At 46.4% G+C, this 9,565-nt stretch carries 10 protein-coding genes and 2 pseudogenes; 8 read left to right on the top strand and 4 right to left on the bottom strand.

Annotated elements, in window-relative coordinates; genetic code table 11:
- From V7L29_RS21110 to V7L29_RS21095, 4 genes are all read left to right on the top strand, one after another.
- Positions 1–209 (top strand): hypothetical protein (locus V7L29_RS21110; RefSeq protein WP_334736721.1); only part of this gene is annotated, 209 nt, incomplete at its 5' end.
- A 144-nt stretch (positions 210–353) separates the two neighbouring features.
- The gene (locus V7L29_RS21105) at positions 354–554 is read left to right on the top strand and encodes a hypothetical protein (protein ID WP_334736720.1); all 201 of its coding nucleotides are present in this window, start codon (positions 354–356) and stop codon (positions 552–554) included.
- 276 nt (positions 555–830) lie between these two features.
- Entirely contained in the window at positions 831–2,294 is a 1,464-nt protein-coding gene (locus V7L29_RS21100; RefSeq protein WP_334736719.1) for an efflux RND transporter periplasmic adaptor subunit, read from the top strand.
- A 107-nt stretch (positions 2,295–2,401) separates the two neighbouring features.
- The gene (locus V7L29_RS21095) at positions 2,402–3,619 is read left to right on the top strand and encodes an ABC transporter permease (protein WP_334688490.1); all 1,218 of its coding nucleotides are present in this window, start codon (positions 2,402–2,404) and stop codon (positions 3,617–3,619) included.
- Here the strand turns inward: V7L29_RS21095 and V7L29_RS21090 are convergent.
- Positions 3,616–3,753, bottom strand: a complete 138-nt coding sequence (locus V7L29_RS21090; protein WP_334736718.1) for a hypothetical protein — start codon at positions 3,751–3,753, stop codon at positions 3,616–3,618. The two genes, V7L29_RS21095 and V7L29_RS21090, sit on opposite strands and share 4 nt — an antisense overlap.
- A 410-nt stretch (positions 3,754–4,163) precedes the next feature.
- Here V7L29_RS21090 and V7L29_RS21085 point away from each other — a divergent pair, with 410 nt between their 5' ends.
- On the top strand, positions 4,164–5,084 hold the full coding sequence (locus tag V7L29_RS21085) for an NAD(P)-dependent oxidoreductase (protein WP_334736717.1): 921 nt from the start codon (positions 4,164–4,166) through the stop codon (positions 5,082–5,084).
- Between the two features lie 179 nt (positions 5,085–5,263).
- Positions 5,264–6,358 (top strand): Gfo/Idh/MocA family protein, encoded by a 1,095-nt coding sequence (locus V7L29_RS21080; RefSeq protein ID WP_334736716.1) that lies wholly within the window; start codon positions 5,264–5,266, stop codon positions 6,356–6,358.
- 107 nt (positions 6,359–6,465) lie between these two features.
- On the opposite strand, the pseudogene V7L29_RS21075 reads toward V7L29_RS21080, so the two are convergent.
- Positions 6,466–6,963 (bottom strand): annotated as a pseudogene (locus tag V7L29_RS21075) (transposase); the annotation flags it as partial.
- A gap of 178 nt (positions 6,964–7,141) precedes the next feature.
- Positions 7,142–7,318 (bottom strand): annotated as a pseudogene (locus V7L29_RS21070) (IS1 family transposase); the annotation flags it as partial.
- 383 nt (positions 7,319–7,701) lie between these two features.
- Here V7L29_RS21070 and V7L29_RS21065 point away from each other — a divergent pair.
- A complete protein-coding gene (locus tag V7L29_RS21065) occupies positions 7,702–8,052 on the top strand; it encodes a phospholipid-binding protein (protein ID WP_334688759.1) in 351 nt (116 codons plus the stop codon).
- A 34-nt stretch (positions 8,053–8,086) separates the two neighbouring features.
- Positions 8,087–8,521 carry a sunset domain-containing protein gene (locus tag V7L29_RS21060; protein ID WP_334688760.1) on the top strand — a complete coding sequence of 145 codons (435 nt, stop codon included), beginning with the start codon at positions 8,087–8,089 and terminating at the stop codon, positions 8,519–8,521.
- Between the two features lie 259 nt (positions 8,522–8,780).
- On the opposite strand, the gene V7L29_RS21055 is transcribed toward V7L29_RS21060, so the two are convergent.
- Positions 8,781–9,248: a hypothetical protein gene (locus V7L29_RS21055; protein WP_334736715.1), complete on the bottom strand. Its 468-nt coding sequence runs from the start codon at positions 9,246–9,248 to the stop codon at positions 8,781–8,783.
- Positions 9,249–9,565: the final 317 nt, after the last annotated feature.

Genomic DNA, 9,565 nt, shown 5'->3' with positions numbered 1-9,565 from the left:
TTATACCAATTCTCCATGAAGATGCACTTAATCTTGAAAAACGAACCGCCAAGAACGCCAAGAACGCCAAGGAAGATAGAGGTAACTATTTAGTGCAAGCTTCTAGAGAATTGGTATTACAAAATGAAGTGCAGAATGTGGGGTCAAGCATAATGCTTCAATACTGTAAGCCCAGCATTTTAAGTATTGTGACTTTTTTAGTGCAATAGCCCTCTTTTATTCACTATCGCTAGATAAAAATCTCAAACCCTTATTTTTAATGATTTTTATGAATCTAGGTGTAGGTTGGGGAGCCACAGCGCCCAAGCGGTTTCCCGACTTGTCCTTTGCGCGTCTCCTTGCAGGAATTGCAAGTGGCGTTTGAGTCACGTAAACGCCCGGAGGGTGGCTTCCCGGAGGGTAACCCAACACCCAAAACTTTGTTCTTGTTGAGTAACACGAACGTTCAACCCAACCTACAATTATTTTTATTTGACCAGAGTAATACAAGAGCGATAGTGGCGATCGCCAAAAATGTGGCAATTAAAAGCAAGCTACGGGTAGCCCCAGGCTGAAGCCTGGGGAGAAATAAAGTGCAACCTCACTTCTAGTAGGTCTGCTGGCGAAGTTTTACCTAACAATGTGGCTAAGGTCACCCTTTCAGGTGAAGACATACAGACATGTAATACCTATTATGAAGGAAGATTAAGCAACTATGAAGCTAATTATGCATTTAATTTTTTGTTAACTAATTAAAGATTTAATCCAAAAATTTTAACAAATCCGCATTCCTGCACTTGCCCTTTAATTACAGGCTACTTCCATAAAGCAAGATTTATAGGCTTCTAGATATGGCTACGCAGATAGAAATTCCTGTTATTGGCAAAGTTAAGTATCCATTACGCTGGCTGATGGGGCTGATAGCAGGGGGTGTTTTGGTTGTTGGTATTACAACCTACACCCTGTTAAATCAAGGGACAAAAGAAGACATTGCTCAATTAACTGTGCCAGTGGCAGCGAAAAACGTCACCTTGCGGATTATAGCTAGTGGCAAAGTCGTGCCAGTTCAGAGCGTAAATATTAGTCCGAAGAACCCTGGAGTGCTTTCGCAATTATATGTCGAACAAGGCGATCGCATTCAACAAGGGCAAATTCTCGCTCGCATGGATAGTGCCAGCATTGAGGCCCAAAGTAGCCAGTATCGTGCTAACTTAGCACAAAGTCAAGCACAACTAGCCGAAGCCGTTGCTGGTAGTCGTCCTCAAGAAATCGCTCAAGCAAAGGCGCGATTAGCACAAGCCCAAGCCGAGTTAGCCGCAGCTCGGGCTGGTAATCGTCCCCAAGAAATTGCTCAATCTCAATCCCAAGTGGATGCGGCTCAAGCAAAAGCGAATTACACCAGTGGACAAGTAAAGCGTTATCAATACCTATACGAACAGGGAGCAGAGAATAAACAATTACTCGATCAAGCTATCAGTGAAGACAAAAGTGCTAAAGCCAGTTTAGAAGAAGCTAAAAAACGATTTTCGTTAGTCCAAACTGGCACTCGAACTGAGGAAATCGACCAACGCCAAGCGGCTGTTACTGAAGCACGGGCAGCATTGGTACTTTTGGAAGATGGCACCCGTCCTGAAGAAATTGTCCAGCGTCAAGCAGCTGTTGCAGCTGCTGAGGCTCAATTGAAGGGTATGCAAGTGCAGTTGGAAGATACAATTATTCGCGCTCCTCTTTCGGGAATTGTGACGCAAAAGTATGCCGATCCAGGCGCGTTTGTCACACCCACAACTTCTGCTTCTACTAGTGCGTCGGCAACTTCCAGTTCAATTGTCGCTGTAGCACGCGGTTTAGAAATATTAGCTCAAGTTCCCGAAGCCGATCTTGGCAGAATTAAACAGGGACAGCAGGTAGAAATTGTCGCTGATGCTTATCCCGATCAAGTTTTTAAAGGTCATGTGCGCCTGATTGCTCCAGAAGCAGTGATAGAACAAGGTGTAACATCCTTCCAGGTGCGGGTTGCTCTTGATACTGGCACAAGTAAACTGCGTTCTGGCTTAAATGTGGATCTGACTTTTTTGGGCGATCGCCTCAATGATGCTTTGGTGTTACCAACGGTGTCAATCGTTACTCAAAAGGGTAAAACTGGCGTACTTGTACCAGATGCAAGCAATAAACCCCAGTTCCGCGAAATTACAGTTGGAGCGCAAATCCAAGACCAAACTCAGATTTTAGGGGGAGTTAAAGAAGGCGATCGCATTTTTGTCAACCCACCCAAAGACTACAAAATCGAAAAGGCCAAGGAAGAAAATAATAAATAATTCCCTTGTTAAGAATATATTGTTTCAACAGCAGGTTAACGGATAGGAAAACCTCTGATCACAATATTTTTGAAATTTTAATTACGAATTACGAATTACGAATTAGTATGAACCTCTTAGAGAGCCTTAATATGGCAGGTAAAACCCTGCTGTCAAATAAGCTGCGTAGCGCCCTCACCATGTTGGGTATAGTTATTGGCAACGCCTCAGTGATTGGCATGATTGGCATTGGCGAAGGTGGGCAAAAGTACGTGAATAAACAGCTGGAGTCATTAGGGCCAAATGTACTGTTTATCCTGCCAGGTAATCGAGAAACTCAGCGTATCTCCTTTGAAGTGCCAAAAACTCTGGTGTTGCAAGATGCTGAAGCGATCGCCTCTCAGGTACCAACTGTAGTAGGAGTTGCGCCTGAGTTAAACACAAGACAGGTAATTACATATCGCAACAGAAACACCGATGTCAACATTATTGGCACAACTCCCAGTTTTCTATCAGTGCGGGATTTTGAAACTGCTAAAGGCAGGTTTTTTAGCGAAGTAGACATCAAGCGAAATAACCAAGTCGTTGTGTTAGGTGGAGACTTGGCAGAAAAACTATTTGGTAATAGTAACGCTATCGGTCAGCAATTGCGAGTTGGAAATACCAGCTTTCAAGTGATTGGGACATTAACAGCTAAAGGTTCCAGCGTGGGAGCAGATTATGATGATGCTGCCCTAATACCAATCACAACCTCAGCAAACCGACTTGTGGGAAAGAATTCTCCCTATGGTATCGCCTTAGATTATCTCGTTGCTGCCGCTCGTGATTCAGAGAGCGTGGATGCAGCAGAGTTTCAAATTACTAATTTGTTGCGTCTACGACACAAAATTAATGGTGAAGATGATTTTACTCTTCGCTCTCAAAAGGATGCTTTGCAAACTGTTGGTCAAATCACAGGTGCATTGACAATTATGCTAGCAGCGATCGCAAGTATATCGCTGTTTGTCGGCGGCATTGGCATCATGAATATTATGCTTGTCTCTGTCACCGAACGCACCCAAGAAATCGGATTGAGAAAAGCGATCGGCGCAACTGAACAAGATATTTTGTTACAGTTCATCATTGAAGCAGTAATAGTTTCAGCCGCTGGCGGTTTAGTTGGGACTGCGATTGGCGTCAGTGGCATCTTATTAGTGGGAGCCTTGACTCCCTTAGAAGCGGCACTTTCTCCAATAGCGATTGCTATGGCAGTTGGTGTCTCTGGTGGTATTGGTTTATTCTTTGGTGTTGTTCCTGCACGTCGCGCTGCTAAACTCGATCCGATTGTGGCTTTGAGAAGTGCTTAGTACAGCATTTCATTAATTCGTAGCGAATCAAATTTAGCAATACCCTGCAATGCCAATGCGTCGGCTGACAATGCCAATACGTCATCTGACAATGCCAATGCGTCATCTGACAATGCCAATGCGTCGGCTGACAATGCTAATGCGTCGTAATGCGTTAGGTGACAATAAAAAACGCTACGCTTTTATGCAAAACTGTACTTAGTTATGGGGATAGCGAAACTTAATCTTCCTGATCAGGTTGAGTTAGGTTTTGAGTACTTGGATGTCTGAGATGTCAATTGAGAGTAACCAGCTAGCAAACTCAGCTACAAATTTACTATTAAATGCGATCGCTGAGTCATAAGCGAGTTCCTGAATGGGTGTAGTGTACTACTAGTTGTGTCAAGTTAGAGGTAACATACTCGAACTGGGCAAAGCATTCATTCGACCAGTCCATGACGGCGCTCAAAAGTGCAATTCAATCAAACGGCAGAAGAGAAATCAATAAAGTGAAGATTAAATTTATACGAAGTGGTCTACACCGTATCTTGTTCAATCTTAGCTGATGCGCGATCGCGATTCATTCAAGTCTGTAGAGGAAGCCAAAATGAAAATTGGATTCATTGGTTTAGGCAGCATGGGTAAAGCAATGGCAACTGTCTTGCTCCAGCAAAACTACGATCTCATCGTCTACAATCGCACCCGAAGTGCGGCTGATGAACTGGAAAAAGCAGGCGCACAGGTCGCCAGTTCGCCCGCAGAGGTGGCGCGGCAGTGTGAAGTCGTGATTACCATGCTGGCAAACGATGAAGCGGTCGAAGCCGTTACTTTAGGCAATGATGGATTGAGTACAGGACTCGCCAGAGATGCCATTCACATTTCGATGAGTAGTATCAGTCCAAACCTTTCAAAGCAGTTAGCCCAAAGTCACACCCAAGCAGGACAAGGTTACTTCGCAGCTCCTGTGTTCGGACGACCTGATGTTGCAGCAAAAGGGAATCTCTGGATTGTGGCAGGTGGCGACAACACGCAGATTGAACACTGTCGATCAATTCTCGAAGCGATGAGTCGGGGGATCTCAATCATTGGCACAGACCCATCGCTGGCGAACTTGGTGAAGATTACTGGCAATTTTACAATCACTGCCATGATGGAAACACTCGGTGAAGTATTTGCCTTGATGCAGAAATCGGGAATTGAGCCACAAGACTTTCTGCAAATCGTGAATCAGGTGTTTGAGTCCCCGCTCTACGAGAATTACGGCACTCAAATCATTCACAAACGATTCGATCCAGCTTTGTTTACGCTCAAACTCGGTCTCAAAGACATTCGACTGGTGCGAGAAGTTGCAGACGATGTAGCCGTGCCAATGCCGCTTGTGAATTTAGTTTATGAACACATGCTAGCTGCGATTGCTCATGGACAGGCTGAACAGGATTGGGCAAGTTTTGCTCAAGTCAATGCTGAGAATGCAGGTTTGAAATAGACCTATCTAGAAGTATTGAGTGCAGGGCATACTCAACCACTGCGTGCGATCGCCGTGGATGAAAACGCAGCTTATCCGGTCACGATCAACAGCTGCGGTCACTACCAAGCTGAGGAGCGACCGGATCGGGTCATCGAAGCGCTGATGAAGTTCTTCAACGAAACAACGGAGGGAACACTATGACCAAATCATTGCAGGTTGGAATCATCGGTGCCAGCGTTGATAGCGGGTGGGCGAAAGAGTCGCATGTCCCCGCAGTCCAGAAGCTGGCGAGATTGGAGTTGGCGGCTGTGGCAACGAGCAGACAGTCAACGGCTGATGCTGCTGCTAAAGCTTTTGGCGCGAAGGCAGCTTATGGCAACGCAGCTGATCTGATTCGAGATCCGGACGTTGACCTCGTGTCGGTTTGCATCAGGGTTCCCAATCACCGTGAGTTGGTCTTGGGCGCGATCGCAGCGGGCAAGCACGTTTACTGCGAGTGGCCACTAGGCCGCAACATCACCGAGACTGAGGAAATGGCGGCAGCCGCGCACACCGCAGGAGTCCACGCAGCGATCGGTCTTCAGACGCGGATGAACCCCGTCGCGCATCGCGCCCGCGATCTCGTTGCGTCTGGCGCGATCGGGCGTTTGCTCAGCGCACGGCTCTACTCCGGCACCGCCGCCTTCAGTCCGAAAATAGCGGCGGCAGATTCCTACCTGGAGAACGCCGAGAACGGTGCCACCCTCGTGTCTATCCACGGCGGACATGCGCTCGATCTTGCCATCGCGGTGCTTGATCGGCTCGAAGACGTGATTGCGCTAGCCACGACTCAGTACCCCGAAATCCAGGTCGGCGACGAGGCGGCGCGGCAGGCGCGATTGATCCCCGACCACCTTCTCGTGCAGGCGCGTCTCACTGGCGGCGGCGCGCTGTCAATCGAGGTGGCTGGGGGTCGCCCGCCTGAGGCAACGCAGTTTCGCCTGGAGGTGGTTGGAGACAAGGGCAACCTCGCGTTGGACGGCGGTGCGCCGAGAGGCTTCCCAACGGGTCGCCTGCGCCTAGCGCTCAACGGCGAGCCTCAGCATGTGGACGACGGGGAGACGGGAGCGATGCCGGACACGGCTGCCAACGTCGCAGGAATCTACGCCGCCCTGCGCGATGATATCGCTCTGGGAACCTCGACTGCTCCCGACTTTACTCATGCAGTCCGCTTGGCGCGGCTCGTTGACGATGTGCTGTCGTCGGCACAGACCGGAACTCGAAAGGCGACCGCGGACTGGCCTGTGCAGTAGCGATCGTGGAGATTGTTGCGTCCAGTCTGGTGACCAACCGCAAATTCATCCATGCTGTTGAATAACAGGCAAATAGTCATTGTTAACACAATGAAGTACCGTTTCGGTCACAAGTTGCTCAACCCCAACTGCTGAACTGAGTCGTTAGGCATACAGTTATAACATTCAACAAGATTTAACCAAAGGATTAAATTGGCTAGGGATAGAAAAGCATTGAAACAGGCTGCAATTGTTTCCCATCTCACAACGAGCCTACAGTATTTTCGTTGAAACCATGCCAAACAACGCTCTTGTTGAAAACGTGGTACAGAGACCTTGATTGGTCTACCCCGATTTTTCTTGGTCTTCCAAACTCGCTTGGGAAACTGTGGTCTGATACCACGTTGGCGCAAAACTGCACGTTTTTCCTTGGAATTATAGCCTTTGTCAGCAGCCAGCACTTTGACTCGTTTGTGTGGTCTACCCGGTTTATTGGTTGTGACTTTGATACTCTCAAGAAGAGGTATAACCTGTTCGCGTTCACTTCCATTCGCTGGTGTGGTGCGGTTTGCTAATGGCATCCCATTACCGTCAGTAAGCGTGTGTATCAAAATCCCTTTACCTTTATCACCATACCCAACATCTTCACCGCCACCTTTGCCAGGGGGAAAAAGACCCGTCTACCGCGCCGTAACTCCAGTCGATTAATCGGCGTTGCATAAATGCGGGATGAATCAGAGAAACACGGGTATTTCACGGTACTTTAAATAATGAAGTAGTAATCGAATTGAATGTTTAAGCATATAATTCTCCAACTTCTGGTATCTCATCCCTTGGCGGTGCATCGGGGAGTTTTTCACCAATTTGTTTTAACCAATATATTACGGTTGTATGGTGAACTCCTTTTTCACGCTCAATTGCTCGAAATCCCATACCATCGACGTATGACCTTAAACATTCTTGCTTTATTTCATCTGAGTACTGGACATTTCATAGCGATGTCTACGATGGGCTACGCCTACCCCTAATTCATATTTCTATTCTGCAACGCCTATTTTCTAGTACATTACTAGCCAGTTGCGGCGTACCCCTGCGGGGAAGCAAGCTAGCAAGAGCGTCTCCAAGAGTTGCGATGACCGAGCGCTGTGGGCTGCTGAGTTCTTCTACAGCGTTGGGTCAACTTAGGCGATTTGTGGCTGTTCTGTTGATATCTCATTTAAACGGCAATTCAAAGACTTGTGATGCCAAATTGCCAAAACCTTTGAACATCGCATCGTCACTTCAACTTTTACAAGCGTTCATAGCGCAGATTCAGTGCAATAATTAACTGTATTTAAATCTGTACGATAAGAGAAATTACAGTTATGGGTTGGTTACAAAGACTGTTTGGACAGGAAAAACCAGAAGATGCTCAAGTTAATCCAGATCCGACTCTAATTGCTGATGATTCCGAATCGGGGGAAACTATTCCTTTAGAACGAGTCGGACTAAATGGAGAATATGACCAAAGTGGTTTAGCAAAAAGAGTGGCCTTAGCTTTTGACGAAGACTCGCAATTTGATGAGATTGATTCTGTCTATGTTGCTCAGTTGGGAAGTAGCGTAGTTTTAAAGGGAGAAGTAGCAACACAAGAGATATTGGCACAATTGGTGGAGACTGCCAGAGGGGTGAGTGGCGCTAGTGATGTGCAGAGTGATGAAGTCAGTATCGGCTAAAATATTGGGAATTAAATATTAGAGAATTAACCGCATGAACAATCAACTTAAACCTCGTCAACTGAGCATGGTAGTGACGTTATTTACAGTGCTGATGCTAGGTAGCTGTGGTAAAAAACCTGAAGAATCTACTAGTACTACGCCTTCTTCACCAACTGCTGTTGCTCCAACTAATCCTGCCTCTAGTACAGCAGCTAGTCCTATCCCTGGAAATACAACTTCTAGCTCTAAGAAGCCAGCATCGGCGGAGAATAAAACAGCAGTTTTAGCAGCAGCACAAAATCTAGGGGTGAAACCACAAAACCAAACAACTTGCCCAAGTGATGCACAGGTAAAAGGCAAGATTACGAATAAGAGAGGCAACATTTATCACGTACCCAAAACCTTAGATTATGAAAAAGTGAAGCCGGATATTTGTTTTAAAGATGTGAATACAGCACAAAAAGCTGGTTTCCGTGCGCCTAAGTGATCTAAACAGGGCAAAGGCAGTTGTTTTAAAACTGACCAAATCAATACATCTTGCTTTCGCTCCTGCTCATCGCCCTACCAATTCGCGATCGCCCCTCAGAATTTACCAACCGTTTGGAGACAGCACTAGGTAAAGTGGCAGCAAAAGTACTTTAATTGGTAGCAGAGCGATCGCCCCACCCAATCAAGCGAGGAAAACCCAAGCGCGACGCCGAATAGCCTGCCGCAGGCATCGCTCCTTTGCTGCCACAGAATGAAATTTACTTTCCTCCTCGTCTTTCGCTAGCTGCTCGACTACCACAACGACTGCCCTCAATAGCGGTATCGTTGGGTGTATTGCATCTTCCAGTTGAAGTGCCTCCACCAGAATCACCAGAAAATTTGTTGTAGCTAGCACCACCATAGCTGTTATTACTTGAGGGGAATGTAGAAACAGAAGAAGGTATAGAAACAGAGGGGAATGTAAAAACAGAAGAAGGTATAGAAACAGAGGGTGATGCAGAAACAGAGGAAGGTGTAGAAACAGAACCACACAGACGAGTTAAATCAAAAGTGTTGGGAGTATCTGTTTCGGCGTAACAAATGAAACTGTCATTTGACCCAGTAGGATAAAGACTCTTATAGAGCGCTTGTTCAAAACCTGGTTGAGTTTGTGCAACAGCAGAACTAGCAAGCGTAACAATCAAAACAGTAGAGGCAGCACCAAAAACTAGCGGCTTACAACGCATACCAAAAATCTTATAACGTTTCTGTTTCTTTTCTATGACTTCAGTGCATGGTCATGTAGCAGAGAATACACTAAACTATAGGTAAAAATTTGGTATACCAAACCAACCAAATCCACAGAAAAAACGCGATGGCGTACCCGCCCTTTCCGGTGGCGATCGCTCTCCCGATTCTTAGTGGGACTTAGACAAAAACACCGAAAAAAGAGCATCAAATCTATATACAGAAGGACTTTAACATCGTTTTGCTTAGTTTGTTGATATATCTGGGTTTGGGCTATTTTTGAGCATTTGGTGTATTTCCCTTACCCTGCATGGGT

Origin of the sequence: Nostoc sp., assembly GCF_036916575.1 — a bacterium.
In the GTDB taxonomy this organism is placed as follows: Bacteria; Cyanobacteriota; Cyanobacteriia; order Cyanobacteriales; family Nostocaceae; genus Nostoc.
This window is presented reverse-complemented; position numbering and strand designations above follow the sequence as displayed.

Bases quoted from the DNA above. Each gene is read 5' to 3' on its own strand.
- V7L29_RS21095 (WP_334688490.1), top strand. From the start codon at position 2,402: ATGAACCTCTTAGAGAGCCTTAATATGGCAGGTAAAACCCTGCTGTCA.
- V7L29_RS21055 (WP_334736715.1), bottom strand. From the start codon at position 9,248: ATGCGTTGTAAGCCGCTAGTTTTTGGTGCTGCCTCTACTGTTTTGATT.
- V7L29_RS21100 (WP_334736719.1), top strand. From the start codon at position 831: ATGGCTACGCAGATAGAAATTCCTGTTATTGGCAAAGTTAAGTATCCA.
- V7L29_RS21060 (WP_334688760.1), top strand. From the start codon at position 8,087: ATGAACAATCAACTTAAACCTCGTCAACTGAGCATGGTAGTGACGTTA.
- V7L29_RS21065 (WP_334688759.1), top strand. From the start codon at position 7,702: ATGGGTTGGTTACAAAGACTGTTTGGACAGGAAAAACCAGAAGATGCT.
- V7L29_RS21080 (WP_334736716.1), top strand. From the start codon at position 5,264: ATGACCAAATCATTGCAGGTTGGAATCATCGGTGCCAGCGTTGATAGC.
- V7L29_RS21085 (WP_334736717.1), top strand. From the start codon at position 4,164: ATGCGCGATCGCGATTCATTCAAGTCTGTAGAGGAAGCCAAAATGAAA.